Genomic DNA, 26,665 nt, shown 5'->3' with positions numbered 1-26,665 from the left:
CCCAAATTCGGCCGCCGTTGACACCGGCGGAGCAACACGCAAAGGCGCCTATCCGGACAACGGCAGCGCGAGGTCCGTCACGTCAGCGGGGCCGTGACTCCGGATCGCGCCCGCGATTCGGGTCCGCCCATGATGTCGGGCCCACCCGCAATGCTGAGTCGTGCCCGCTATGTTCGGGTATGTCCGCGATGTAAGGGTATGGCCGTCGAGCCGTTGGTACGGCGAACTCGTCCGTGATGCGACCGTTCGCGACGCAGGACGCACTCGTGACGCCGGACGCGTCTGGACGCCAGGCGCGCTCGCGACGCGGGCCCGCTCGACCCGCGACCCGTCTGAACGCCGGGCTCGTCCCGGACAGCCGGTCCGTTCCTGATGTCGGGCGCGGCTGGGCCGCCGGCCCGCTGGTGTGGCGGGCTCGGCGGTGGCCGTGTTGGTGCTCAGTGAGGGCGCGGGGCGTGGCTGGTCAGGCGAGGCCCACCCGGTCCAGGACCCAGGCCGTGATGAAGGCTTCCTCCCGCCAAGCGTCATACCGCCCGCTCGGCCCGCCGTGGCCGGCCCCCATCTCCGTCTTCAGCAGCACGTCGGAGTTGGGGGAGAGGATGCGCAGGCGGGCGACCCACTTGGCCGGCTCGTGATACAGCACCCGGGTGTCGTTGAGGCTGGTCACGGCCAGGATTGCCGGATACGGGCGGGCCGTGAGGTTCTCGTAGGGCGTGTAGGACTTCATGTACGCATACACCTCGGGGTCCTCGAGCGGGTTGCCCCACTCCTCCCATTCGGTGACGGTCAGTGGGAGGGACGGGTCGAGGATGGTGTTGAGGGCGTCGACGAAGGGGACCTGGGCGACGATGGCGGTGAAGGACTCCGGGGCGAGGTTGGCCACGGCGCCCATGAGCAGGCCACCGGCCGAGCCGCCGCGGGCGACGAGCTTGTCCGACGAGGTCCAGCCGGCCTTGACCAGGTGCTCGGCGGAGGCGACGAAGTCGGTGAACGTGTTCTTCTTGGCCAGGAGCTTGCCCTCGTCATACCAGCGGCGGCCCATCTCACCGCCGCCGCGGATGTGGGCGACGGCGAAGACGACGCCGCGGTCGAGCAGCGACAGGCGGGCGATCGAGAACCAGGGGTCCATCGAGGCCTCGTAGGAGCCGTAGCCGTAGAGGACGGCGGGGGCGGAGCCGTCGCGGGGGGTGCCGGTGCGGGCCACGATCGAGATCGGGACGCGGGTGCCGTCCTCGGCGAGGGCCCACTCGCGGTGCTGCTCGTAGCGTGCCGGGTCGAAGTCGCCGAGGACCGGCTTCTGCTTGCGCAGGGTCAGCTCGCCGCTGTCGAGGTTGCAGTCGAAGACCGAGTCGGGCGTGACGAGCGAGACGTAGTGCAGGCGGAAGGAGGTGGTGTCGTATTCGAGGTTGGCCTCGGGGCCGGCGGAGTAGATCGGCTCCGGGAAGGCGATGTCATAGGGCGCGGCGCCATGCAGCGGCACGACCCGGATGCCGGTGAGCCCGTCGCGGCGCAGCGAGACGACCAGGTGGCCGGAGAACGCGTCGACGCCGAGCAGGCGGGTGCCGGGCTCGTGCTCGATGAGCGTGATCCAGGCGCCGGGGGCGTCGGCGGAGGTGTAGGACAGCGCGAAGTCCTCGGCGCCGTCGTTGTGCAGGATCAGGAACCGGTGGCCGTGGTGCTCCACCGAATACTCGATGCCCTGCCGGCGGGGCGCGATCGACAGCGGCGGGCTGGTCGGGGCGTCGGCCGGGATGACCAGGACCTCGCTGGTGACCTTGCTGTGGATGTCGATGAGGATGAAGCGCTCGGAACGGGTCAGGTCGACGCCGACCCAGAACCGCTCGTCGGTCTCCTCGTGGACGATCACGTCCTCGCCGGTGGTGCCGAGAGCGTGCCGCCAGATCCGGTTGGGCCGCCACGCCTCGTCGACCGTGATGTAGAACAGCGTCGAGCCGTCGCCGGACCACGCGGAGCCGTAGAACGCGTCCTCGACCGTGTCGGGCAGCAGCTCGCCGGTCTCGAGGTCTTTCACCCGCAGCGTGAAGCGCTCGTCGCCGGCGAAGTCGGTGCTGTAGGCCAGGCGGCGGCTGTCGGGGCTGATGTCGAAGGTGCCGAGCGCGAAGAACTCGGAGTCGCCGGCCAGCTCGTTGCCGTCGAGGAGGATCTGCTCGTCGGGCAGGGCACCGCCGTCGCCGAGCTCGGGCGGGGTGCTCTGGCCCGCGGCGGCCGGGACCCGGCAGTGGATCCCATACTGCTTGCCCTCTTCGGTGCGCGTGTAGTACCAGAAGCCGCCCTTGCGGGTGGGCACCGAGAGGTCGGTCTCCTTGGTGCGGGACTTGATCTCGTTGAACGCGGTCTCGCGCAGGCCCTCCAGGTGCGCCGTCGCCGCGGTGGTGAACGCGTTCTCGGCCTCGAGATAGGCGACCGTGTCTGGGTCTTCCTTGTCCTGCAGCCAGAAATACTCGTCGACCACGGTGTCGCCGTGGTGCGTCCGCTCGTGCGGAACCTGCTTCGCCGTCGGCGGCTGAACGCCCGTCACACCTGAAGTCACGCTCAAGACGTTACCCGCACCCCCCGACACTTTCGGGCGCGTCCGCCCCCAGACGACACCCCACGGAAAAACAGAAACATGAGCAACCAAGGGGGGAACCCGGCGGTCTGTCCTGTAGGAGAAAGCGACACCGGTACCGTCATGGTCTCGAAGTTCGGGCGAGCCCATGGAGGAGTGCGGTGCGGCGTCGCGGGGTGTTGCACATCGGGGTGGCGGGACTGGCAGGAATGCTGGTCCAAGCGTGCGCCGGGGAGTCGAATGCACCTAACGTGAAGGGCGGCGCGGCGCCGGGCTCCTCCGGCGCGGTCCAACCGTCCTCCACGTTCGACCCCTCGGTGTACGTGCCCGCCCCCGTGCCGATCGCCGAGCTCAAGAAGCTCTTCAACTACGACGCCAAGGCCACGCTCAACGCCCAGTTGACGGACAAGCGGACCGGCGACGGCGTGATCCTCGAGGACATCACGTACTCCGACACCAGGGGCCGCGAGGAGATCCCGGCCTACGTGGTCGGTCCCGAGAAGTTCACCGGCCGGCTGCCCGCCGTGGTCTACGCGCACGGCAGCGACGGCAACCGCGACACGCTGCTGCAGGAGGCCATGGCGGTGGCGCGGCTGGGTGTGCTCGTGTTCGTGCCGGAGCTGCCGCTCAAGCCGTCGGGCGATCCGGTCGCGGACAGCAAGGTGGTCGCCGACTCGGTGGTGGCCCTGCGCCGCGGCTTCGACCTGCTGATCCGCCGCACGGACTGCGACGGATCGCGGGCCGGGTTCGCCGGGCACAGCTGGGGCGCCGCGCTGGGTGCCGTCCTGTACGGCGTGGACTCCCGCATCACGGCGACCGCGCTCGCGTCCGGCACCAGCCGGATCTCCAGGTGGATGGTCAGGCAGCCACCGGTCCCGGCGGACTGGCACGCCTATCTGGATGCATTGTCCAGATTCGATGCGCCGCCATATGTCGCGGTGACCGGGCGCAAGCCGGTCCTGCTGCAGTTCGGCAAGCAGGACACCATGGTCCCGGAGGCCGAGCGCGCGGAACTCGCCAACGGCGTCGCCGGGCCGAAGGAGCGCAAGGACTACGACACCGGTCACGACCTCGTCGGGTTCGACGCGGCGAGCGCCGATCGGGTGGCCTTCCTGCGCAAGCAGTTGCGGCTGAAGTAAGGACCGACTACGCTTTCGAACATACGTTCGATGTCGCTTGATGCACCATGTGCATCGTTCTGGCGCTCGATCATTGTTGAACGCGTCGTTGGGAAAGCCTGGAGCGTGCCCTCACCGGTCTGCCCTGGCTGCCGCGATTCCCGCCGGCGAGCACTTCCCCGTGTGGTCGTCTCGTCGGACGGTCCAGCTGGTGCTGGACCGTGAGCAGGGAAGCGTGGGCTGCGGTGAGCGTGATCGAAGTGCTGGCGGAGGCGTGCGGGCCGGAGCACGTGTGGGAGGCCGGCCCCGCCGACAGGGTGGACGGCGTTCCGGCCAGCTGGGTGGTGGCACCCGGCACCGCCGAGGAGGTCTCCGGCGTGCTGCGCGCCGCCGCCGCGGCCGGGCTGTCGATCGTGCCGTCCGGCGCCGGCACCAAGCTCGACTGGGGACTCCCGCCCGCCCACGTCGACGTCCTGGTGGACCTCGGCCGACTCACCGGCGTGCTCGACCACGCGCCCGACGAGCTCGTCGCGACCGTTGCCGCCGGCACTCCGATGCGGGCGTTGCGGGCGTACCTGATGCGAGAGGGCCAACGACTCCCGCTCGACGTCGCCTCTCCCGGCGCGACGCTCGGCGGGGTGCTCGCCACCAATGAGGCCGGTCCGCTGCGCCACCGGTTCGGCGCACCCCGCGACCTCGTCGCCGGGGTGCGGGTCGCGCTGGACGAGGGCAGCCTGGAGCGCCACGTCGACGGCCACGACCTGGCCAGGCAGATCTGTGGGTCGTTCGGCACGATGGGTGTGATCACCGAGGCGACCGTCCGGCTGGAGCCGCTGCCCGCGGCCAGGGCCTGGGTGGTGCGCCCGGTCTCGACCCCGCGCGAGGTGCAGCAACTGACCGAGGCGCTGGTCTCCTCGTCGCTCGGCGCCGCCGGCATCGAGGCCGACCTGCCCGGCGGCGCCGGCCGGCCCGCCGAGATCGCCGCGCTGTTCGAAGGCAGCCGCGCCGGCGCCACCGCCCGCGCCGAGGCCGCCGCCCGGTTACTCGGGGGCGGCGCCGCAGTGGAACAGGCGCCGCCCGAATGGTGGGGGCGCTATCCGTTCGACGCCGACGACGTGGCGCTGAAGGTCTGGGGTCAGCCCAGTGAACTGTTCGCCGTCGTGTACGCACTCCGCGACGCCGCCGGCATCCCGGTGCCCGTCCGCGGCTCGGTCGGGGCGGGCATCGCCCACGTCGCACTGCCCGGCAACATCGCGGCGGAGCGGCTCGCGGGGATGCTCACCGCCGCGCGGACCGTCCTGATGGCCCGGGGCGGGGGCAGTTGCACATTGCTGCGCGCCCCGGCCGACCTGCGCGAACTCGTGGAGACGTACGGCCCCAGCCAGCTGTCGGACGCGACCGTCCGGTTGAAACTCGCCCTGGACCCCGAGGAGCGCATGGCCCCGGGACGCCTGCCGGCGTGCTAGCGAGACTTCTCCGTCCAGACCACTAGCTGGTCGACCCCGTCGATCTCGGTCGTGTACCGCCGTTCGGGCACCTCGACGAAGCCGAAGCGCCGGTGCAGGGCGATGACCGGCTTGTTCCACGCGAGGGTGCGACCACCGACGGACTTGAGCTTCATCTCGTCGAAGGCGTACGCGACCGAGGCCTTCTCCAGCTCCATCCACGCGGGCAGCAGCTCGCCGCGTGCCTCCAGCCCGTCGACGTCGAGAAAGAACCCCCACTCGGCAGTGCCGGAGACCTCGTCGTGGTCGTTGAACGTCACGACACCGCAGTCATGGCCCTGGTACGTGAAGACGAGCACCCGGCGGGACGGGTCCGACTGGACCTTCGCCCACCACTGAGCGTGACCCTCTGGGGTGATGAATGCGGTGAAGATACTGGCACCGCGGGTCTTCGGGTGATTCCGCCAGCGGCGGATGATTTCGACGTCCGATTCGTCGGCTTCGCGCATCACCTGAAACCTCCCCATTGGGTGGCATGAGTCGTTAAAAGGTCGGACAACGGTACAAACGGTACACTTGCTCGCGGACGTCAGCCCTGCTTTCCCGATCGAACAGGACCTTGACCTGATGAGCAATCTCGATCGACTCCGTGTCGCCTTCCGCACCGCGTTGGCGCTGCCCGAGGAGTACGACGTCGACGGTCTCGAATACCGCGGCATCGAGAAGTGGGACTCGCTGGCGCACCTTTCCCTGGTCGGCGAGATCGAAGACGCGTTCGACGTCATGATTGACACCGACGAGGTGATCGACCTCAGCTCGTTTGACCGGGCCGTCAAGATTCTCGGAAAGCACGACGTTGCATTCTTCGACTGACGCCAGGGTCGCGCTCGTCACGGGATCCTCACGGGGGATCGGCCGGGCCGTAGCGCGGAAACTCGCTACCGAGGGTTACCAGCTGGTCCTCCACGGCATGCGGGAGGGCTCGGCCAAGACCACGGCCGACGAACTGTCCGCCGACTTCGGTGCCGAGCCGCTCGTCGTGCACGGGGACGTGGGCGACGCCGCCGAGGTCAAGACCATGCTCCGGCTCGTCTTCGAGCGGCACCGCCACCTCGACGCCGTGGTCGTCAACGCCGGCGTGCACGAGGCCGGCCTGCTCGGCATGATGGGCGACGCCGCCGTCGAGCGGCTGTTCGCGGTCAACGCCGTCGGCGCCGTCCACACCGTGAACGGCGCGGTGAAGTTGCTGCGCCGCGGCACGGCGCCCTCCGTCGTGCTGCTCTCCTCCGTCATGGGCACCGCCGGCGCCGCCGGCCAGGTCGTGTACGGGGCGACCAAGGCCGCCGTCGCCGGGTTCGCCCGCGCCGCGGCCAAGGAGCTCGGCCCGGCCGGCATCCGGGTCAACGCGGTCGCGCCGGGGTTCATCGCCACCGAGATGCTGGAGTCCCTCGACGAGGCCGGGCGCGCCGAGCGGGTCGCGTCGACCGCGCTGCGCCGCCTCGGCGAGCCCGAGGACGTCGCCGACGTGATCGCGTTTCTGCTCTCCGACGCGGCGAGGTTCGTCACCGGCCAGGTGATCGGGGTCGACGGCGGTCTGGTCGTATGACGGCCCGCGACGACGATTCCGGTGACGACGGTTACGGTGTGGTGGTCACGGTGACGCTCATGCCGTGTTCGGTACGGCGTGTGATCGGTCGGGTACGGAAAACGGGCCGATTTTTTGGCATGGGCTACGGTGAGAAGCATCGGTGCCCGCCTCGACGGTCCGGAAATCCGGGGGTCGCGGCGTGACGCTGTTGCACCCCGACGCCAGGCTGATCGACGCCGCGACCGGTGCCGAGCTCAGTGGTGTGCCGCTGCGGGAAGCCGTCCACGCGGCCGTCGCTGGCTTCGCCGAGCTGACCCCGGGCGTGGTGTTCCTTCGGACCCCGACGACCGTCCAGGCGATCGTCCGCTACATCGGCGCCTTCGAGGCGGGACGGCCGCTGGCGCTGCTCGACCCGGGCCTGCCGGCAGAAACCGTCGCCGACTTCGTGGACCGCTTCGAGCCCGCCGCTGTCTGCGGGCCGCCCCCATCGGACGCGTATCGGGGGTCGCAGCCGGAAGTCGGGCGCGGGCCGCAGCCAGACGGGCACCGTGGGCCGCCCTCATCGGACGCGTATCGGGGGTCGCAGCCGGAAGCCGGGCGCTGGCCGCAGCCAGACGGGCACCGTGGGCCGCCCCCATCGGACGCGCATCGGGGGCCGCAGCCGGAAGCCGGGCGTGGGCCGCAGCCGGACGGGCACCGTGGGCTGCTCGTGCCGGACGCGTTCGGCGGGGCGTCCCCGTCGGACGGGCGCTACGGGTCATTCCCGTCCGACGGGCACCGCGGGTCGCCCCCATCGGAAAGGCATCGCGGGCCGCAGCCGGGAGGGCGTGTGCCGCGGCCGGAAGCGCGTGGGCCGCAGGTGGACGGGCACAGGGGGTACACCCGCCGCAGCGGCGAACTGTGGGAGCGTGACGCGCCGTCGAGCGTCGTCGCGGACCCTGGCCTTGCGACGCTGCTGGCGACGTCCGGCTCCACGGGCAGCCCGAAGCTCGTCCGGCTCTCGCGTGACGCGATCCTGGCCAACACCACGGCGATCATCGAGGCGCTCGGCATCACGGGCGACGACGTCGCGGTCAGCAGCCTGCCGTTCTACTACAGCTTCGGCATGTCGGTGCTCAACACGCACCTCGCCGCCGGCGCGACCGTCGTGGTGGAGTCCGCGGGCCTGGTCGCCCGGTCGTTCTGGGCGGCGGTCGGCGAGCACCGGGTGACCTCGCTGGCGCTGGTGCCGTCGCAGTACGAGATGCTGCGCCGCCTGCGCTTCGACCCGCGGCGCTACCCGAGCCTGCGCACCCTCACGCAGGCCGGCGGCCGGCTGCGGGCCGAGCTGGTCCGGGACTTCCACGATCGGATGGCATCCGTCGGCGGCCGGCTGTTCGTCATGTACGGCCAGACCGAGGCCGCCCCCCGGCTCACCACGCTGCCCGCGGAGCGGCTCGCGGAGAAGCTCGGATCGGTCGGGCCCGCGGTGCCCGGCGGCCGGCTCACCGTGCGGCTCGACGACGGCGCCGAGACCACCGAGCCCGGCGTCGTCGGCGAGGTCCTGTACCGCGGTCCGAACGTGATGATGGGCTACGCCGAGACCGCCGCCGACCTCGCCCGCGGCGACGAGCAGGGCGGCCTGCTGGAGACCGGCGACCTGGGCCACCTCGACGAGGAGGGGTACCTCTTCATCGACGGCCGGCTCAAGCGCTTCGGCAAGGTGTTCGGCGTGCGGCTCAACCTCGACGACATCGAGCGGCTCGCCGCCGCGGGGGGACCGGGCGCGGTCGCCGCGGTCGCCGGCGACGACAAGGTCCTCGTCTTCGTCGAGGGGGCCACCGCCGAGGAACTGGCCCCGCGGGTGACCGTGCTGGCCGACCGGCTGCAGCTGCACTGGTCGGGCTTCGAGCTGCGTGGCGTACCCGCCCTGCCGCTGCTCAGCAACGGCAAGGTCGACTATCGAGCGTTGGAGTCCGCACGATGAGCGTGTTCACCCTGCCGCAGCCGGACCGCGAGGCGCAGCTGCTGCCCCGCCTGGTCGAGCTGACCGAGCGGCACCGGGCGCGGAGCGCGGCGTACGCCAACATCCTCGCCGCGACCGGCAACGACCCCGGCCGCCCCTACGAGCGGATCAGCGACCTGCCCTGGCTGCCGGTCCGGCTGTTCAAGACCCACGAGCTCAAGAGCATCCCCGACGACGAGGTGTTCAAGGTCCTGACCTCCAGCGGTACCACCGGCGACGTCAGCCGCATCCATCTGGACAAGGCGGCCGCGGCGGCGCAGACCAGGATGCTCGGCCGGACCCTGCAGGCGGTCCTCGGCCCGAAACGGCTGCCGATGCTCGTCGTCGACACCACCGCGATCATCAGGAACCGCCGTTCGTTCAGCGCGCGCGGCGCCGGCGTGCTCGGCATGATCACCTTTGGCCGGGACCACGTCTGGGCCCTCGACGAGGACGGCCGGCCCGACCTGGAGGCGGTCCGTGGCTTCCTCGCCAGGCACGGCGGCGCACCGTTCCTGGTCTTCGGCTTCACGTTCATGGTGTGGCTGCACCTGTACGAGCTCGCGCGCGCCAACAGCCTCGACCTGACCAACGGGATCCTGGTCCACTCCGGCGGCTGGAAGAAGCTGGCCGACCAGCAGGTCGACAACGCCGAGTTCCGCCGCGCGTTCCAGGCCGACACGGGGCTGACCCGCATCCACAACTTCTACGGCATGGTCGAGCAGATCGGCGTCGTGTACCTCGAAGGCCCCGAGGGTGCCTCGCTGTACTGCCCCGACTTCGCCGACGTCGTCATCCGCGACCCGCGGACCTGGGAGCCGCTACCGCCCGGGAAGCCGGGGCTGGTCGAGGTGATCAGCACGCTGCCGGAGTCGTACCCCGGCCACCTGCTGCTCACCGAGGACCTGGGCGTCATCGACGGCATCGACGACGGCGCGTGGCCCGGCAAGCGCTTCTCCATCCTGGGTCGGCTGCCCCGCGCGGAGGCCCGGGGCTGCAGCGACACGTTGGTGGGTGCGGCATGAGAAGCGTCTTCCCGGTCGCCGCCGACCCCGGCGTCGACCTCACCGCCGACCCCGGCGTCGAGCGGCTCCTGGCCGAGATCACCGACGAGCCCGCCGGCGGCCGGCTGACCGTCGGCGACGAGCGGGTCCGCGAGTTCCTGATCGCGTTCTCGCGGCGGCTGCTCAAGCCCGACCTCGCCCGCCGCCACCCGGAGCTCGGCTCGCTCGGCTTCTTCCTGCGCAAGGGTGAGCTGGCGCGGGCGGTCGAGCGCCTCGGCGACGGCGTCGCCGGCCAGCGCCGTGCGCCGCGCGGACTCGTCCTGCACTTCCCGCCGGCGAACGTCGACACGATCTTCGTGTACTCGTGGGCGCTGTCCGCGCTCGCCGGCAACCACAACATCGTGCGGGTCTCGGCCCGCGCCGCCGGCGCCGCGCAGGCCGTCCTCGAGGCGCTCAACGACGTCCTCGCCGAGGCCCACCCGGCGATCGCCCAGACCCAGCGCATGATCACGTACGACCGCGACGACGCGCTGACCGGCGCCCTGATCGGCGCCTGCGACCTGCGGGTCCTGTGGGGCGGCGACCAGTCCGTCACCGAGCTGCGCGGGCACCCGATCCGTCCCCTGGCGCGGGACCTCGCGTTCCCGGACCGGTCCTCGTTCGCCGCGATCCGCGTCGCCGGCTGGCAGGCGTCCACGCGGGAGCAGCGGCGGGCGGCGGTCGACGGGTTCGCCAACGACCTGTACTGGTTCGACCAGGCCGCCTGCTCCTCGCCCCGGGACCTGTTCTGGATCGCCCCCACCACGGTGACCGCCGCCGCGCCGACGGCCGACGAGGTGACCGCAGACGCGCCGACGGCCGACGGGGTGACCGCAGACGCGGGGGCCGCCGACACGGGGGCCGCCGACGCGAGGAGCGCCGACGCGGTGACCACCGCCCGGGCCGAGTTCGACGAGCTCCTCGCCGAGGTCGTCGCGCGGCGCGGCTGGGGCGTCGACCCCGCGATGGCCGTCGAGAAGCACGTCGCCACCTACGGCCTCGCCGCGTCCGGCGCCGCCACGAAGGTGCGGTTCAACGGCAACGCCGTCGCCAACGTGTCCCTCGCCGGCCTCGGCGACGTGCAGCGGCGCTGGCTCGGCGCCGGCACCATCTGTCACCTCACCGTCGGCTCCCTCGCCGAGCTCGCCCCGGCGATCCAGCGCAAGGACCAGACGCTGAGCCATTACGGCTTCACCATGTCGGAGCTCGACGATTTCGTCACCACCCTGGCCGGCCGCGGCATCGACCGGATCGTGCCGTTCGGTCGGGCGTTGACCTTCGCGGGCACCTGGGACGGGCTCGACCTGCTGCACGAGTTCACCCGCATCATCACGATCCAGGCCTGACAAAACGGTCCAAGCTGGACGGATCAGTCTCTGTGAGGAGCTCAGCACCGTGTCACTGTCCGTCGTCGTTCCGTGCTATCGCTCCGCCCGCATCCTTCCGGCGCTGGTGGAGCGGCTCAACGACGTGCTGCCCGGCATCACGCCGGACCACGAGGTGATCCTGGTCGTCGACAGCACCGACAACACCTGGGACGCCGCGCGCCAGCTCGCCGCCAGGCACGGTCACGTCCAGGCGATCCGCATGGCCCGCAACTACGGCCAGCACAACGCGCTCATCGCCGGCATCCGCGCCGCCTCGTTCGACCGCATCGTCACCATGGACGACGACCTCCAGCACCCGCCGGAGGAGCTGCCCAAGCTCGTCGACGCGCTCACCGACGACCTCGACGTCGTCTACGCGGTCTCCGAGCAGGAGGAGCACGGCGCCGTCCGCAACATCACCTCGTGGGGCGCGAAGTCACTGGTCATGGGCGGCGCCATGGGCATCCCCAACGCCGACGTGCTGGGTGCCCTGCGCATCTTCCGCACCTTCCTGCGCGCCGGCTTCGACCAGGTCAGCGGCCCTCACGTCTCCGTCGACATCGTCCTGTCCTGGACCACGACCCGGGTCGGCTCGACGACGGTGCACATGGACCAGCGCATCGAGGGGCGGTCGGGGTTCACGTTCCGGTCGTTGCTGAAGCACGCCGTGAACATGATCCTCGGGTACTCGACGAAGCCGCTGCGGCTGGTCACGTACCTGGGCTTCCTGATCGGCGTCTGCGGTCTCGCGCTGACGACCCGGCTCATCTACCTGTACTTCAGCGGCGACACGACGGTGGCCGGCTTCACGACGATCGCGTCGCTGGTGACGGTGTTCTCGTCGGCGCAGCTGATCGGGATCGGGGTGCTCGGGGAGTACCTGGGGCGGGTGCACGCGCATGGCATGGGGCGGCCGACGTACGTGATCCGCGAGCACGTGAACGGTGCGCCGCTGCTGCGGGAGCTGACCGGGACGCCCAGATCCTGAAGCGTCAGCGCCGGAACGCCCAGAGCTTGCTGAGCTGGTAGTTGACCACCGGGGCGGCCACGATCAGGACGAGCTGGGCGATCAGGACCGGCACGTGGCACACCTCGACGAGCAGGGGCAGCCCGAACAGGGTGAACCCCAGCGCCCACAGGCAGATCACGTAGAACCTCAGGAACCCGGAGATGACCGGGCCCGTCGACTGGAACACGAAGTGCCGCTGCAGCGGAAACGTGACGACGGCGCAGACGAGGTTGGCGATGATCGTCAGGAGCAGATAGTGCACGTGGTCGCGGGTCAGCAGGTACGCGGCGGCGAAGAACCCGTAGTACGAGACCGCGGACACGCCGCCGACGGCGAGATACCGCACCCGGCGGTCGTTGTAGAGGGCGACCGCGGTGCGCACGGGCCACGACCGGGACGCCGGCGCGGCGGCGGCGTCCAGGGTTTTCGTCATCCGCGGGGTTGGAACGACTCGACGGCGCCGATGACCAGGTCGATGTCGGCGTCGGTCATGCCGCCGTAGAGCGGCAGGCGCAGCAGGCGGTCCGCGACGTCCTCGGTGACGGGGCAGCCCTCCGGGCCGGTGCGCCCGAACTTCATGCCGGCGGGCGAGAGGTGCAGCGGCTGGTAGTGGAACGTGCCGAGGACGCCGTGGCCGAGGAGGTGCTTGAGCATCCGCTGCCGGCTGTCGAGGTCGGGCAGGAGCAGGTAGTAGAGGTGCGCGGGGTGCTCACGGTCGTCGGGGATCGTGGGCTGGGCGACCCCCTGCTCGACGGCCCAGGTGGCGAGGCGCTGGTGGTAGCTGTTCCAGATGTGCGTGCGGCGGCGCTGGATGTCGGTGAAGTGCTCCAGCTGCGCGGTGAGGAACGCGGCGAGCAGGTCCGAGGGCAGGTAGGACGAGCCGACGTCGATCCAGCGGTACTTGTCGACCATGCCGCGGAAGAACTGGCCGCGGTTGGTGCCCTTCTCGCGGATGATCTCGGCCCGCTCGAAGTAGGTGTCGTCGTTGAGGATGAGGGCGCCGCCCTCGCCGCACTGGACGTTCTTCGTCTCGTGGAAGCTCTGGGTGGCCATCGCGCCGATGGAGCCGAGCTTGCGGCCGCGGTAGGTGCCGCCGATGCCGTGCGCGTTGTCCTCGATGACGACGAGGTCGTGCTTGCGGGCGATCGCCTCGATCGCGTCCATCTCGACCGCGACGCCGGCGTAGTGCACGACCACGATCGCCTTGGTGCGCCCGGTGACGGCGGCCTCGACCTGGCGCTCGTCGAGGTTGAGCGTGTCGGGGCGGCAGTCGACGAAGACCGGCACGGCGCCGCGCAGGGCGCAGGCGTTGGCGGTGGAGCAGAACGTGAACGACGGCACGATGACCTCGTCGCCCGGCTCCAGGTCCAGCAGCAGCGCGGTCATGTCCAGCGCGTGCGTGCAGGAGGTGGTCAGCAGCGAGTGCTTCGCCCCCAGGATCCGGGTGAGCAGGGCGCTCGCCCGCTTGGTGAACGGGCCGTCCCCGGAGAGCGGACCGCCCTTCATCGCCTGCTTCATGTAGCCGGTCTCGTTACCAGTGAGATAGGCCTTGTTGAATGGAACGCTGAGCTGGTTCGTACGGGTCACTGCTGGAGCCTGCCTCGCGGTGAGCGGTCATGCCGACGGCAGTTCATACACCGCGGCGACCCCCGACCGATAACGCTCGGTAGCGAACTCCGGCAGCCGCGGTGAAACGTTGTCCTGACTCTCATCAACGAAAAGCCAGCGTATCCCGTAACGGTCCCGGAGCAGAGCTACCCTTTGGGATGACGGATCCCGAAACGCTGCGTCATTGTCGGCGAGGATCTGCTGGTGCCAGTAGGGCACGGCGCCGATCCAGACGCCGAGTCGCGCCGACTCGGTGTGCGTGGTCGTGGTGAAGCCCCAGCCTTCCACGAGCATCCGCCGTTCGCTGTATGCGGACATCGAGAAGTGAAGATTCGTGCATTCGTTTCCCAGCCGTTGGCAGTGCGCATTGGTGGCGACGAGGTCATCGGGGTCGGAGTGGTCGCGCAGCCACCGGCCGGCCTCCAGGACGCCGTCGGCGACGATCTCGTCGCCCTTGACCACGTTCTTCCAGCCGGTCCGCGTCGAGTCCCGCAGGATCGTGGCGTAGTTCTGCAGGCTGGTGTTGCCGCCGTAGCCCGCGAGCAGGGCCACGACCAGCGCCACCACCATGCCGCGCACGGCCGGCACCCACCGCCGGGCGAGCAGCAGCGCGGCGGCGACCGCGACCGCGACGCCGGCGAGGGCCGCATAGGGCAGCACGACGGCGCGGGTCAGCGCCGCATACGAGCCGGTGCTGCCGACGGTGGGCGGGTGGCCGCTGCCGCCGGCCTGGACCGCCTGGGTGACCACCACGCCGAGCACGACGAAGCCGATCAGTGCCCACGCCCGCCGGGCGGTGAGCCGGCCGGCGGGCAGCAGCGAACACAGCCCGGCGATCGCCGCGACCGACAGGTAGGGCCGGGCCGCCTCGATGAAGAACCGCTGGCTGTCACCGGCCTGGCCGGTCAGGAGGGTGACGCCGGCACCGGCGACCCCGATGCCGATCATGGTCACCACGGCGGGCTCCGGCAGGCGGCGGCGCAGCAGGCCGGCCAGGCCGGCCCAGATGCACACCCAGCAGCACAGCAGCAGCGCGAGCAGCACGAGCAGCCGGCCGGTGGCCTCGCCCGCGGCGTAGCCGGTGCTGCGGCCCAGCGCCCCGGTGACGAGCGTGGTGAGCGGCTTGAGCTCCATGCCCTGACTGGTGCCGCCGAAGAGCACGACCTGCGAGAAGACCAGCCCGGCGGCGGTGATGCCGAGGCCGGTCAGGGCGCCGCGGTGCAGCGTGCGGTGCCGCAGCAGCTCGACCCCGACGGCCAGCAGCAGGCCGCAGCACAGCAGCGGCAGATAGGTGGCCTTGGCGCCCATGACGCCGGCGAGCAGGACCGCGAACAGCGCCCAGCCGCGACCGTCGCGCGGCTCCCGGAGGCGGTCGACGAGCACGATCATCAGCGGCACCATGAGCAGCGCGCCGAAGGTCTGGGTCGGCCCGCTCCACACCGTGAGCCGCAGCGACGAGCCGTCCTCCAGCGCGCTGAACGCGAGGTTCGTGTAGAACGCCGAGGTGGCCCACTGGTACGGGTTGGGCGACAGCACGAACAGCGTCAGCGCGCTCGCCGCGACCCCGCTCCACCAGCCGCCGGTCACCTTGCGGGCCAGCACGGCCACGAGCGCGGCGAACGCCATCAGCATCGGCAGCATCGACAGGCGCAGCAGCAGGACCTGCGGCTCGATCCCGGTCACCCAGCTGGACGCGGCCAGCTCCGGGTAGACGAACCAGTGATACCAGAGCGGCTCGCCGGTGATCCACGGGACCGTCATGGGCATGTGGTGCCTGGCCTCACCGACGAGCGCGAGGTGGAAGGTCGAATCGGTGTCGGGAGTCGAGTTGTACGGGTACCGCAACCCGTACCACCGGTAGAACTTGACGCTCCACAGCACCGTCATCCCGGCGATCACCGTCAGGCACCAGCGCCACAGCAGAGGCGGCACGGGCGCTCCGGCGGTGCCGCGCCAGTACCGGCGCAGCGCCGGGACCGACAGGAACACCGCTACGGTCCCGACCGGCCAGGCGAGCACCAGCAGCGGCAGGCCGAGCAGCCGGGCGCCGACGTAGACGAAGACCTCGCCGATGTAGCCGAGCGCGAGCCCGGCCGCGACGTCGGCGACGAAGAACCCGCCGCCGCGGCCGAGGCACCGCCACCACAGCGTGCCCGGCAGCGCGACGCCGAGCGCCAGATGGAGCGTGAACACGATCGTCGTGGTGGGCGGGACCTCGTAGAACCACAGCGTGGCGGTGGTCGCGACCCACAGCAGCCCCACCGGCGGCCAGCCGGACCGCAGGCCGCGCCGCAACGGCCCGCGGTGCGGGGTCACCCGTTCCGGAGTGGTGGGGTCCGCGACTCCGGTCGGCGTCTGCACCACGGTCCTGGCCCCCGAAACGTCTGGCTGCGGCGGGCTACCTGACGTGCCCGGTCAGATGTGGTCTGCCGGAACGCTCGTCATGCACCCCGAAATCCCAGCCACTACCCTTCGCGGCAGCGCTGAAGCCGACCGTCGCGGGTAGGAGCACGGGGAGTTTGAAGGCCACGTCGACGCTGTACGTGTCGGGTAGCCGGCCTTCGAGGGCGGCGAGGCAGCGGGCCTTCGTCCACATGCCGTGCGCGATCGTGCGCGGGAAGCCGAACACCTTGGCGAGGACCCGCGACGTGTGGATCGGGTTGCGGTCCCCGGAGACGCCCGCGTAGTCGGCCCCGACCCGCCGCGGCACCCGCCACACCGCGTTCGGCGACGGCGGATCCGACGGAGCACCCTTCTCGGATGGGGCGCCGGGCCCGCGCCGCAGGTACGTGGACGTGTCCCGCCACACGAGCGCCCCGTCGACCGTCGCCGTCGTGATCACGTCGAGCTGCGTGCCGCGGGGGTGCGGGCGCAACCCCTCGGCCCGTACCCCGAACGCGAAGGAAGCGGAGGACCGCAGCGGACCGAGGACCTCGACGCGGTTGGCCACGTGGATCAGGCCCAGCAGCGGAAACGGGAAGTCCCGCCCCGTCATCAGCGTCATGGCCAGGGGGAACGCCACGACGTGCGGATAGGTGGCGGGCAGCTCGTCGCGCAGGCGGAAGCCGCAGACCCGGCTGTAGTCGGCCAGGTGTGCCCGGTCGACGGTCACCCCCTCAAGGGTGACCTCGCGCGACGGCAGGGCTGGGACGGCCGCCACGCCGCGCCGCAGCGCCGCCGCCCGGTACAGCGGTCCCAGCCGGGGCATTTCTGGCATGTCAGGCACCCAGCAGGCTCTGCCCGCAGACCCGCACGACGTTGCCGTTGACCCCGCCGGACGCCGGGTGAGCCAGCCACCCGATCGTCTCGGCCACGTCGACGGGCAGGCCGCCCTGCGAGAGGCTGTTCATGCGGCGGCCCGCCTCGCGGATGAACATGGGCATCGTCGCGGTCATCTTCGTCTCGATGAAGCCGGGCGCGACCGCGTTCAGCGTCAGGCCGGCCGCGGCGAGCGCCGGGGCGTGGGCCTGGACGAGGCCGATGACGCCCGCCTTGGACGTGGCGTAGTTGGTCTGCCCGCGGTTGCCCGCGATGCCGGACACGGAGGAGACCGCGACGATGCGCCCGTTGCCGCCGAGGAGGTTCTCCGCGAGGAGCACGTCGTTGATCCGTTCCTGGCTGCCGAGGTTGACGTCGAGGACCGACTGCCACTGGTCGGCGTCCATCCGGGCCAGGGTCTTGTCGCGGGTGATCCCCGCGTTGTGGACGAAGATGTCGGCGTGCACGTGCCGGGTGGCGATGAAGTCGGCGAGCCGCCGCGGCGCGTCCTCGGCGGTCAGGTCGAGCTGCAGCGCGGTGCCCTTGAGGTCGTTGGCGACGCGGGTCAGGTCCTCGCCGGCGGCCGGCACGTCGAGGCAGACCACGTGCGCGCCGTCGCGGGTGAGCACGGCGGCGATGGCGGCGCCGATGCCGCGGGCCGCGCCGGTGACGATCGCGGTCCGGCCGACGAGCGGCTGGTCCCAGTCCTCGGGGACGTCGACGGCGGCGGGGCCGATCCGGACGACCTGCCCGGACACGTACGCCGAGCGCGCCGACAGCAGGAACCGCATGGTCGACTCGATCGCCTCCTCGGCGCCGGGCGCGACGTAGACCAGCTGCGCCGTGCCGCCCCGGCCGATCTCCTTGCCGACCGAGCGCACGAAGCCCTCCAGGGCCCGCTGGGCGGTGGCCTCACGGGCGGTCGTGCACAGCTCGGGCGGGCTGCCCAGGACGATCACCCGGCCGTTGGAGCGCAGGGTGCGGATCAGCGGGTGGAAGAAGTCGTACAGGGCGCGCAGGCCGTCGATGTCGACGACGGCGGTGGCGTCGAACACGAGGGCGGCGGTCGGTCCCTCGAGCGGCGCGCCGAGCTTCTCCAGCAGTTTGCGGACCGGTTCGACCAGCCGGCCTCCTCCGTTGGCGACGACCTGTCCGTCGATGAGCGGTGTGTTCGGATCATGCCGGCGCAGCTTCGGCGGGTCGGGCAGGCCGAGTCGTCTGATGAAGAACTTCCCGGCGCCCGAGTGGGCGAAGTTGGCGTAGCGATCGGTCATTGCAGTGCCTCCCCAGTCACAACAAACGCGCTAACCTACTCACGAGTAGGGTAGCGCCAGGCTGCCCTGTCGCACTGAAGGAGACTCCGATGGCCCTTCCGATGGCCTCTGTGCGAGTGGCGATCGTCGGCGGTAATCGCATCCCCTTCGCGCGCTCGGGCAGTGCCTACGCCACTGCATCAAACCAGGACATGCTGACTGCCGCTATAGATGGCTTAGTAGCACGATTTCGGCTGGCGGGAGAGCGACTCGGCGAGGTCGCGGCCGGTGCGGTGCTCAAACACAGCCGCGATTTCAACCTGACGCGTGAATCCGTGCTCGGGTCCCGTCTCGACCCACGGACTCCTGCGTACGACGTCCAGCAGGCCTGCGGAACCGGTCTCGAGGCGGCCATCCTCGTCGCCAACAAGATCGCCCTCGGGCAGATCGAGGCGGGCATCGCCGGCGGCGTCGACACCACCTCCGACGCACCGCTCGGCGTCAACGAGGACATGCGGCGGGTGTTCATGGAGCTCAACCGGGCCCGGTCGCTCGGCGCCAGACTCCGCGCCGTGAGCAAGCTGCGCCCCACTCAGCTCAAACCGGACATCCCGCGCAACTCGGAGCCCCGGACCGGGCTGTCGATGGGCGACTCGGCGGCGCTGACCGCCCTGGAGTTCGGCGTGACCCGGGCCGAGCAGGACGAACTGGCGCTCGCCTCGCACCAGCACCTCGCCGCGGCGTACGAGCGCGGGTTCTTCGACGACCTGATCACGCCGTACCAGGGACTCCAGCGCGACCAGAACCTGCGGGCGGACACCTCCCTGGAACGTCTCGCCAAGCTGAAACCCGTCTTCGGTCGCGGCCCGTCGGCGACGATGACCGCCGGCAACTCCTCGCCGTTGACCGACGGTGCGGCGGTGGTGCTCCTGGCGTCCGAAACGTGGGCCTTGTCAAGGAACCTGCCTGTGCTGGCCTGGTTCGACACGGCGGAGACGGCGGCGGTCGACTTCGTCCACGGCGGCGACGGCCTGCTCATGGCCCCGACCTACGCGGTGCCGCGGATGCTCGACCGGGCCGGCCTGAAACTGCAGGACTTCGACTTCTACGAGATCCACGAGGCGTTCGCGTCGCAGGTCCTCGCCACGCTGAAGGCCTGGGAGGACCCGACGTTCTGCAAGGAGCGCCTCGGCCTCGACGAGCCGCTCGGCGCCATCGACCGCTCCCGGCTCAACGTCAACGGCTCGTCGCTGGCCGCCGGCCACCCGTTCGCCGCGACCGGCGGCCGGATCGTGGCCACCCTGGCGAAGCTGCTCGCCGAACGCGGCTCGGGCCGCGGGCTCATCTCCATCTGCGCCGCGGGTGGGCAAGGGGTGACCGCGATCCTCTCCCGGTAGGCGCGTGGCCGGATTTATCCATATCGTTGACGGATGACGATCCAGCCGACGATGCTCCGGCCCGCACCGCCCCGTCCCGGCTGGCAGGTCGCCGTCGGGCTGGTCCTCATCCTGCCCGCGCTGGTGCTCCTGCTCACGTCCTACGTCGAGCCGCTGTACTGGACGGTCACCTCCAGCTTCCGCAAGTTCAGCGGGATCCGGCTCACGGGCGGGGAGGGCGTCGGCTGGGACAACTACGACGCCGCGTACTCGCAGGGTCTCGCCGACGCGCACTGGTTCGCCCTCAGCCTCGCCGTCGTGCCGATCGTGCTGGTCCTGCTGCTCGCGCCGGCGCTCGCCTGGGCCGCGCACGCCGGCGGCACCTGGGCCCGCTGGGTCGTCCGGATCGCCCTCGCGCTGCCGATCGCCGCGTTCGTGCCGGTCGCGATCGCCCTCGCCCGGCACGACTCGTCCGTCCGGGCGGCGTACTGGCTGGGCACCTTCGGCCTGATCGTGGCCCTCGCCGCGACCGCGTACCTGGCGGCGCTGCGCCGCCGCACCCTGGACTCGACCCGCAGCCCGGTCCCCGCCGCGCTCGTCGTCGGCGGGCTGGCCGTCCTCACCGTCCTCGCGGTGACGCTGCAGGACTTCACGTACTCCTTCGTCGGCGGGTTCGGCTCCCGCGGCGACGTCACGCCGGCCCGCCTCATGTACGAGACCTCCTTCGCCATGATGCGCTTCGGCGTCGGCGCGGCGACCTCGATGACCCTCCTCGTGCCGCTGATCCTCCTCGGCGTGATCGCGACGCTCCTGGTGATCCTGCCCGGCACCCGCCTGGAGGTGGACCCGGCACTGCCGTCGTCCCCGCCGGTATCGAAGGGCGGCCCGCCGCTGGTCGCCTGGATCGTCGGCGGCGTCCTGCTGCTCGGCACCCTCGGCGCCGTCTGGTCCGGCCTGTCGCCGTGGCTGTCCAACATCACCGACAGCGGCCGCGACGGCGTCCAGTCCACCTGGGTCAACACCTGGCTGCCGCCCATGATCTCCACCCTGATCGGGGTCACCGTCGCCGCCCTGGCCGCGTTCGGCATCAGCGGCCTGCGCCCCCTCGGCCGGCACAGCGAGTGGCTGCTGATGCCCTTCGGCCTGTTCCTGTTCGTCGGCGCCGCACCGCTCGCCCTGCGCAACTTCGCCGCCGGCGCCACCGCCGACCGGCTGAACTCGTTCCTCGGCCTGATCCCGCCGTCCCGGGTCGCGATCCCGGCGATGTTCATCCTGGCGCTGCTCTTCCGCGGCCAGGCCCAGCGCCGCGAGGTGCTGCTGCAGGAGGGCCACCGCGCCCCGTGGACCGGCGTCCTGCTGCCGGCACTGCCGATGCTGGGTCTGGCGTACGTGGCGACGTGGCTGGTCCAGTCCCAGAACCTGATCTGGCCCCTGATCACCGGCAACGGCGACCACTCGAGCGCGCAGGGCGTGCTGCTGCAGGAATACACCCGCCGTGGCTACAGCCGGGCAACCGACAGCCTGCCGTTCGCGCAGCTGATGCCCGTGTGGCTGCTGATCCTGCTCGTCCTGGGCGTGATCGCCGCGCAGCTGCTCTACCTGGACCGCGTGGCCCTGCGAGTCGGCCTCCCGGAACGCGACCACCCGCCGCGCACCTGACCAACTTGCACACCCTGTGCGGACCGTGCCGCCGTCGGTCTGGAACGAGTCCACGGACGACCCGTTTCTGCGCTCCGTCCGCACCAGACCACTGGTCGAACTCGACCTGACCCTCGACCGGGCGTCCTGACGTGCGCTGGGAGAATCGGTTCGTGATTCCTAATGTGCTTGCTGGTCGGTACGCGTCGCCTGAGCTTGTGGCGATCTGGTCGCCCGAGGAGAAGGTCCGGTTGGAGCGGCGGCTGTGGCTCGCCGTGCTCACCGCGCAGCGGGACCTCGGGGTGGCGGTGCCGGACGGGGTGGTCGAGGACTACCGGCGGGTGCTCGACGACGTGGACCTGGGCAGCATCGCCGAGCGGGAGCGGGTCACCCGGCACGACGTGAAGGCGCGGATCGAGGAGTTCTCCGCGCTCGCCGGGCACGAGCACATCCACAAGGGCATGACGTCGCGGGACCTGACGGAGAACGTCGAGCAGCTGCAGATCCGCAGGTCCCTCGAGCTGGTCCGGGACCGGATCGTCGCGGCGCTCGCCCGGCTCGCGGCGCGGGCGAAGCAGTACGACGACCTGGTCATGGTCGGGCGGTCGCACAACGTGCCGGCGCAGGCCACCACGCTCGGCAAGCGGTTCGCGAGTGCGGCGGAGGAGCTGCTCATCGCGTACCAGCGGCTCGAGAACCTCCTCGAGCGCTATCCGCTGCGTGGGATCAAGGGGCCGGTCGGCACCGCGGCGGACCAGCTGGACCTGCTCGGCGGCGACGAGAGCAAGGCCGCGGAGCTCGAGCGGCGCGTGGCGGAGCACCTCGGGTTCGGCAACGTGCTCATCAGCGTCGGCCAGGTGTACCCACGGTCGCTGGACTTCGACGTGGTGTCGGCGCTCGCCCAGGCCGTCGCGGGACCGTCGAGCCTGGCGACCACGATCCGGCTGATGGCGGGATACGAGCTGGCCACGGAGGGCTTCAAACCGGGGCAGGTCGGCTCGTCGGCGATGCCGCACAAGATGAACACGCGCTCCTGCGAGCGGGTCAACGGGCTCGCCGTGATCACCAGGGGCTACCTGTCGATGGTCGGGGAGCTGGCGGGGGACCAGTGGAACGAGGGCGACGTGTCGTGCTCGGTGGTGCGCCGGGTGGCGTTGCCGGACGCGTTCTTCGCCGTGGACGGGCTGTTCGCCACGTTCCTCACCGTGTTGGACGAGTTCGGGGCATATCCGGCGGTCGTCGCCCGCGAGCTGGACCGCTACCTGCCGTTCCTCGCCACGACGCGGGTCCTGGTGGCCGCCGTCGGGAAGGGCGTCGGCCGTGAGGATGCTCACGAAGCGATCAAGGAGCACGCCGTCGCAGTGGCGCTCGCCATGCGCGAAAAGGGCATCCAGGACAACGACCTCCTGCGGCGGCTGGCCGGCGACGAGCGGTTGCGGCTGTCCCAGGGCGAGATCGACGCCCTGGTGGCGGACCCGCAGCAGTTCGTCGGAGCGGCATCATCGCAGGTCAGCGCCATTGTCTCGGCCGTCGCCGAGATCACCGCGAAGCACCCGGAGGCGGGTGGCTACGTGCCGCCGCCCATCCTGTGAGCGGCGGATCTTGATCCCGGAGCGGGCCGCTAAGATGCGTGGCGGGCGATGTTTCAGGGCAGCGTTCAAGATCGGCTCCGGTGGCCTCATAGCCGGTGATCTGCGGCGTTGCCCCGCCCGGTAGGCTCGTGTCGCTCGCCCTCGAGCGCCCGACTCAACTGTCAGGAGTGCCCCGTGGCCCGCGTCGTGGTGGACGTCATGCTCAAACCGGAGATCCTGGACCCCCAGGGTCAGGCGGTCGCGAACGCGCTGCCACGTCTCGGCGTCGCCGACGTGGCATCCGTGCGCATCGGCAAGCGGATCGAGATCGAGTTCGACGGCGCCGCCGACCTCGACCGGGCCCGTGAGATCGCCGACAAGCTCCTCGCCAACCCGGTGATCGAAGACTTCACCTTGCGGGTCGAGGAGACGCCGGCCGAGGGCGGGGACCAGTGACCGGCACGGAGCGGAGCGGAGGGTCGGGCACCATGAGCTCAGCCTCTGGGTCAGGCCGGCGCCGGAGCGCAGCGGAGGTGACGGCATGACCGGCCAGCGAAGCGTCTTGGGCCGGTCATCAGGGGCTCAGTGTCAGGGCATGCGCCCGGAACGGAGTGAGGACGCATGACCGCCCGGATCGGTGTCGTCACGTTCCCCGGTTCGCTCGACGACCGCGACGCCGCCCGGGCCGTGCACCTGACCGGCGCGGCGCCGATCTCGCTCTGGCACGCCGACGCCGAGCTGTTCGGCGTGGACGCCGTCATCCTGCCGGGTGGTTTCTCCTACGGGGACTACCTGCGCGCCGGCGCCATCGCCCGGTTCTCCGCGGTCATGGAGTCGGTCATCAAGGCGGCCGGTGACGGCCTGCCCGTGCTCGGCATCTGCAACGGCTTCCAGGTGCTGTGCGAGGCCCACCTGCTGCCTGGCGCGCTGACCCGCAACCAGCACCTGCACTTCCGCAACCGGGACCAGGCGCTGCGCGTGGAGAGCACCACGACCGCGTGGACGGGCGGCTTCCAGCAGGGCCAGGAGATCCTCATCCCGGTCAAGAACGGCGAAGGCTGCTACATGGCCGACGAGCGCACGCTCGACGAGCTCGAAGGCGAGGGGCGGGTCGTCGCGCGCTACATCCGCGGCAACCCCAACGGCTCGCTGCACGACATCGCCGCGATCACCAACGCTGCCGGCAACGTCGTCGGGATCATGCCCCACCCGGAGCACGCCGTCGAGGTGCTGACCGGTCCGTCGATCGACGGGCTGGGCATCTTCACGTCCGTGCTCGCACACCTGGGAGCTCGTGTATGACCGCCACAACGGGTTTCGACACCGTCTCGCACGCCACCGAGACTCCTGACGAGGAGCAGCCCTACGAGGACCTCGGCCTCCGCGAGGACGAATACGAGCGGATCAAGGAGATCCTCGGCCGCCGGCCGACCTCGTCCGAGCTCGCTATGTATTCGATCATGTGGAGCGAGCACTGCTCGTACAAGAGCAGCAAGGTCCACCTGCGGCAGTTCAGCGAGAAGGCGCCCGCCTCGGATCTGATGCTGGCCGGGATCGGGGAGAACGCCGGGGTCATCCGGATCTCCGACGAGATCGCGGTCACGTTCAAGGTCGAGTCCCACAACCACCCCAGCTTCGTCGAGCCCTACCAGGGCGCGGCCACAGGCGTCGGCGGCATCGTCCGCGACATCCTCGCCATGGGCGCCCGCCCGGTCGCCGTGATGGACCCGCTGCGCTTCGGCGCCGCGGACCACGAGGACACCAAGCGGGTCCTGCCCGGCGTCGTCGCCGGCGTCGGTGGCTACGGCAACTGCCTCGGCCTGCCCAACATCGGCGGCGAGGTCGTCTTCGACCCCTGCTACCAGGGCAACCCGCTGGTCAACGCGCTGTGCGTCGGCGTGCTCCCGGTCAACCGGCTGCAGAACAAGGAGGCGCACGGCCCCGGCAACGTGGTCGTGCTCCTGGGCGCCAAGACCGGCCGCGACGGCATCGGCGGCGTGTCGGTGCTGGCCAGCGCCACCTTCAACAGCGACGGCCCGGCCCGCCGACCGGCGGTGCAGGTGGGTGACCCGTTCATCGAGAAGCTGCTCATCGAGAGCTGCCTCGAGCTGTACGAGCGGGAGCTCATCGTCGGTGTCCAGGACCTCGGCGGGGCCGGGCTCACCTGCGCGCTCACCGAAACCAGCGCGTCGGCCGGCACCGGCATGGACGTCAACCTGAACCTGGTGCCGCTGCGCGAGGCGTCGATGGACCCGCAGGAGGTCCTCGCCAGCGAGTCGCAGGAGCGCATGCTGCTCATCGTCGAGGAGGGCAAGCTCGACGAGGTGCTCCGGGTCGCCGAGCGCTGGGGCGTGATCGCCACCGCGATCGGCCGGGTCACCGAGGGCGGCCGGCTGGTCATCAGCTGGCACGGCGAGGTCGTCGTGGACGTCCCGCCCGGCTCGCTCGTCGACGACGGCCCGGTCTACGCCCGGCCGATGCGGGAGCCCGCCGACCTGATCCTGCTGCAGGCCGACCGCGCCGAGACGCTGCCCCGCCCCCGCACGGGCGTGGAGCTGCGCGAGACGCTGCTGCGCCTGGCCGCCAGCCCCAACCTGTGCGACAAGAGCTGGGTCACCGAGCAGTACGACCGCTACGTGCAGGGCAACACGATCCTCGCCCAGCCGGAGAACTCCGGCGTCATCCGCATCGACGAGCAGAGCGGCCTCGGCATCGCGATCTCCACCGACGGCAATGCCCGTTTCGCGCGGCTCGACCCGTACAACGGCGCGAAGCTCGCCCTCGCGGAGGCCTACCGCAACGTCGCCGCCTCCGGTGCGACGCCGCTCGCGGTATCCGACTGCCTCAACTTCGGCTCGCCGGAGGACCCGCAGGTCATGTGGCAGTTCGCCGAAGCGGTCCGCGGCCTCGCCGACGGTTGCCAGGAGCTCGGCATCCCGGTCACCGGCGGCAACGTCAGCTTCTACAACTCCACCGGCTCACAGGCCATCCACCCGACGCCGGTCGTCGCCGTCCTCGGCGTGATCTCCAACGTCGGCTCCCGCGTCCCGATGGGCTTCGGCGGCGACAGCGACGTGATCATGCTGCTCGGCGAGACCCAGGAGGAGCTGTCCGGCTCCGAGTGGGCCTGGGTGACGCACAACCACCTCGGCGGCCAGCCGCCCAGGGTCAACCTGGTCCGTGAGCGCATCCTCGCCTCCGTCCTCACCGAGGCGGGCGAGCGCGGCCACCTCTCCTCCGCGCACGACCTCTCCGACGGCGGCCTGGCCCAGGCCCTCGTCGAGACGACGCTGCGCTACGACAAGGGCGCCAACATCACGCTGCCGGAGGGACTCAACCCGTTCGTCGCGCTGTTCTCCGAGTCGACCGCCCGCGCGCTGGTCTCGGTGCCCCGCGGCCACGAGATGGCGTTCACCGCGCTGTGCGCCCAGCACGGCCTGCCGGCCGCCGTCATCGGGAGCGTCGACGGCCGCAGCCGGGCCCTGGACGTGCGGGGGCAGTTCACGATCTCGCTCGACGAGCTGCGTTCGGCCTGGAAGGGCACGCTGCCGGCGCTGTTCGGCGACCTCTCCACCGAGCCGCCGTCCTACGCGTCGACCTCCTCGCCTTCGCCGTCGTCCCCCGATGACGATCACGAGGACCACAGCGGCGTCGACGGTGAGGCCGCCGTGGCGGAGGAGGCACCGGTCTCCGGTGGCGGGATCTTCGACGCGGTCGACGCACCGGAGGTGCCCGAGGTGCCGTCGTCGGCATCGGTCTCCGGGCCGCCCGCCGTGGACATCTCCAAGGACGACGCAGCCTCCACGGATGCGCCGCCCCGCGATCCCGACGCCTGACG

General features: G+C 71.1%; 21 protein-coding genes. 14 read left to right on the top strand and 7 right to left on the bottom strand.

Annotated elements, in window-relative coordinates; all coding sequences use genetic code 11:
• Window positions 1-463: 463 nt before the first annotated feature.
• Window positions 464-2,539, bottom strand: a complete 2,076-nt coding sequence (locus tag Dsi01nite_RS28330) for a S9 family peptidase (RefSeq protein WP_239136237.1) — start codon at window positions 2,537-2,539, stop codon at window positions 464-466.
• A 281-nt stretch (window positions 2,540-2,820) separates the two neighbouring features.
• Here Dsi01nite_RS28330 and Dsi01nite_RS28325 point away from each other — a divergent pair, with 281 nt between their 5' ends.
• Both Dsi01nite_RS28325 and Dsi01nite_RS28320 read left to right on the top strand, forming a co-directional pair.
• Window positions 2,821-3,708 (top strand): alpha/beta hydrolase family protein, encoded by an 888-nt coding sequence (locus tag Dsi01nite_RS28325; RefSeq protein ID WP_203849306.1) that lies wholly within the window; start codon window positions 2,821-2,823, stop codon window positions 3,706-3,708.
• A 224-nt stretch (window positions 3,709-3,932) separates the two neighbouring features.
• Window positions 3,933-5,153, top strand: a complete 1,221-nt coding sequence (locus tag Dsi01nite_RS28320; protein ID WP_203849305.1) for an FAD-binding oxidoreductase — start codon at window positions 3,933-3,935, stop codon at window positions 5,151-5,153.
• On the opposite strand, the gene Dsi01nite_RS28315 is transcribed toward Dsi01nite_RS28320, so the two are convergent.
• Window positions 5,150-5,641, bottom strand: a complete 492-nt coding sequence (locus tag Dsi01nite_RS28315; protein ID WP_203849304.1) for a GNAT family N-acetyltransferase — start codon at window positions 5,639-5,641, stop codon at window positions 5,150-5,152. The two genes, Dsi01nite_RS28320 and Dsi01nite_RS28315, sit on opposite strands and share 4 nt — an antisense overlap.
• 118 nt (window positions 5,642-5,759) lie before the next feature.
• Here Dsi01nite_RS28315 and Dsi01nite_RS28310 point away from each other — a divergent pair, with 118 nt between their 5' ends.
• From Dsi01nite_RS28310 to Dsi01nite_RS28285, 6 genes are all read left to right on the top strand, one after another.
• Window positions 5,760-6,005, top strand: coding sequence for an acyl carrier protein (locus Dsi01nite_RS28310; protein ID WP_203849335.1), 246 nt, complete (start codon window positions 5,760-5,762; stop codon window positions 6,003-6,005).
• Window positions 5,989-6,738 (top strand): SDR family NAD(P)-dependent oxidoreductase, encoded by a 750-nt coding sequence (locus tag Dsi01nite_RS28305; protein ID WP_203849303.1) that lies wholly within the window; start codon window positions 5,989-5,991, stop codon window positions 6,736-6,738. The genes Dsi01nite_RS28310 and Dsi01nite_RS28305 overlap by 17 nt, the downstream gene beginning before the upstream one ends.
• Window positions 6,739-6,919: 181 nt before the next feature.
• A complete protein-coding gene (locus tag Dsi01nite_RS28300) occupies window positions 6,920-8,686 on the top strand; it encodes an AMP-binding protein (RefSeq protein ID WP_239136231.1) in 1,767 nt (588 codons plus the stop codon).
• Window positions 8,683-9,729 (top strand): LuxE/PaaK family acyltransferase, encoded by a 1,047-nt coding sequence (locus Dsi01nite_RS28295; RefSeq protein ID WP_203849302.1) that lies wholly within the window; start codon window positions 8,683-8,685, stop codon window positions 9,727-9,729. Before Dsi01nite_RS28300 ends, Dsi01nite_RS28295 begins: the two co-directional genes overlap by 4 nt.
• The gene (locus tag Dsi01nite_RS28290; protein ID WP_203849301.1) at window positions 9,726-11,093 is read left to right on the top strand and encodes an acyl-CoA reductase; all 1,368 of its coding nucleotides are present in this window, start codon (window positions 9,726-9,728) and stop codon (window positions 11,091-11,093) included. Before Dsi01nite_RS28295 ends, Dsi01nite_RS28290 begins: the two co-directional genes overlap by 4 nt.
• Window positions 11,094-11,142: 49 nt before the next feature.
• On the top strand, window positions 11,143-12,102 hold the full coding sequence (locus Dsi01nite_RS28285) for a glycosyltransferase family 2 protein (RefSeq protein ID WP_203849300.1): 960 nt from the start codon (window positions 11,143-11,145) through the stop codon (window positions 12,100-12,102).
• Between the two features lie 4 nt (window positions 12,103-12,106).
• On the opposite strand, the gene Dsi01nite_RS28280 is transcribed toward Dsi01nite_RS28285, so the two are convergent.
• The 5 genes from Dsi01nite_RS28280 to Dsi01nite_RS28260 are packed head-to-tail and all read right to left on the bottom strand — an operon-like array spanning window position 12,107 to window position 18,263.
• Window positions 12,107-12,556: a GtrA family protein gene (locus Dsi01nite_RS28280; protein WP_203849299.1), complete on the bottom strand. Its 450-nt coding sequence runs from the start codon at window positions 12,554-12,556 to the stop codon at window positions 12,107-12,109.
• Entirely contained in the window at window positions 12,553-13,710 is a 1,158-nt protein-coding gene (gene rffA, locus Dsi01nite_RS28275) for a dTDP-4-amino-4,6-dideoxygalactose transaminase (RefSeq protein WP_239136230.1), read from the bottom strand. Before rffA ends, Dsi01nite_RS28280 begins: the two co-directional genes overlap by 4 nt.
• A gap of 27 nt (window positions 13,711-13,737) precedes the next feature.
• Entirely contained in the window at window positions 13,738-16,092 is a 2,355-nt protein-coding gene (locus Dsi01nite_RS28270; protein WP_203849298.1) for a hypothetical protein, read from the bottom strand.
• A 37-nt stretch (window positions 16,093-16,129) separates the two neighbouring features.
• A complete protein-coding gene (locus Dsi01nite_RS28265; RefSeq protein ID WP_203849297.1) occupies window positions 16,130-16,948 on the bottom strand; it encodes a MaoC family dehydratase in 819 nt (272 codons plus the stop codon).
• 1 nt (window position 16,949) lies between these two features.
• Complete coding sequence (locus Dsi01nite_RS28260) at window positions 16,950-18,263, bottom strand: 3-oxoacyl-ACP reductase (RefSeq protein WP_203849296.1); 1,314 nt, start codon at window positions 18,261-18,263, stop codon at window positions 16,950-16,952.
• 101 nt (window positions 18,264-18,364) lie between these two features.
• On the opposite strand from Dsi01nite_RS28260, the gene Dsi01nite_RS28255 reads away from it, so the two are divergent.
• The 6 genes from Dsi01nite_RS28255 (at window position 18,365) to purL (ending at window position 26,663) form a co-directional block, all read left to right on the top strand.
• Window positions 18,365-19,639, top strand: coding sequence for an acetyl-CoA C-acetyltransferase (locus Dsi01nite_RS28255; protein WP_203849332.1), 1,275 nt, complete (start codon window positions 18,365-18,367; stop codon window positions 19,637-19,639).
• Between the two features lie 33 nt (window positions 19,640-19,672).
• On the top strand, window positions 19,673-21,277 hold the full coding sequence (locus Dsi01nite_RS28250) for a sugar ABC transporter permease (protein WP_203849295.1): 1,605 nt from the start codon (window positions 19,673-19,675) through the stop codon (window positions 21,275-21,277).
• 152 nt (window positions 21,278-21,429) lie between these two features.
• Window positions 21,430-22,848, top strand: a complete 1,419-nt coding sequence (gene purB, locus Dsi01nite_RS28245; RefSeq protein ID WP_203849294.1) for an adenylosuccinate lyase — start codon at window positions 21,430-21,432, stop codon at window positions 22,846-22,848.
• A 174-nt stretch (window positions 22,849-23,022) separates the two neighbouring features.
• Window positions 23,023-23,283 (top strand): phosphoribosylformylglycinamidine synthase subunit PurS, encoded by a 261-nt coding sequence (gene purS, locus Dsi01nite_RS28240; protein WP_203849293.1) that lies wholly within the window; start codon window positions 23,023-23,025, stop codon window positions 23,281-23,283.
• A gap of 165 nt (window positions 23,284-23,448) precedes the next feature.
• Window positions 23,449-24,129, top strand: coding sequence for a phosphoribosylformylglycinamidine synthase subunit PurQ (gene purQ, locus Dsi01nite_RS28235; RefSeq protein WP_203849292.1), 681 nt, complete (start codon window positions 23,449-23,451; stop codon window positions 24,127-24,129).
• Complete coding sequence (purL, locus tag Dsi01nite_RS28230) at window positions 24,126-26,663, top strand: phosphoribosylformylglycinamidine synthase subunit PurL (RefSeq protein WP_203849291.1); 2,538 nt, start codon at window positions 24,126-24,128, stop codon at window positions 26,661-26,663. The genes purQ and purL overlap by 4 nt, the downstream gene beginning before the upstream one ends.
• Window positions 26,664-26,665 lie beyond the last annotated feature (2 nt).

Source organism: Dactylosporangium siamense, from assembly GCF_016862795.1.
GTDB lineage: Bacteria > Actinomycetota > Actinomycetes > Mycobacteriales > Micromonosporaceae > Dactylosporangium > Dactylosporangium siamense.
The sequence above is the reverse complement of the archived record's forward strand: the minus strand, read 5'-3'. Positions and strand labels throughout refer to the sequence as shown.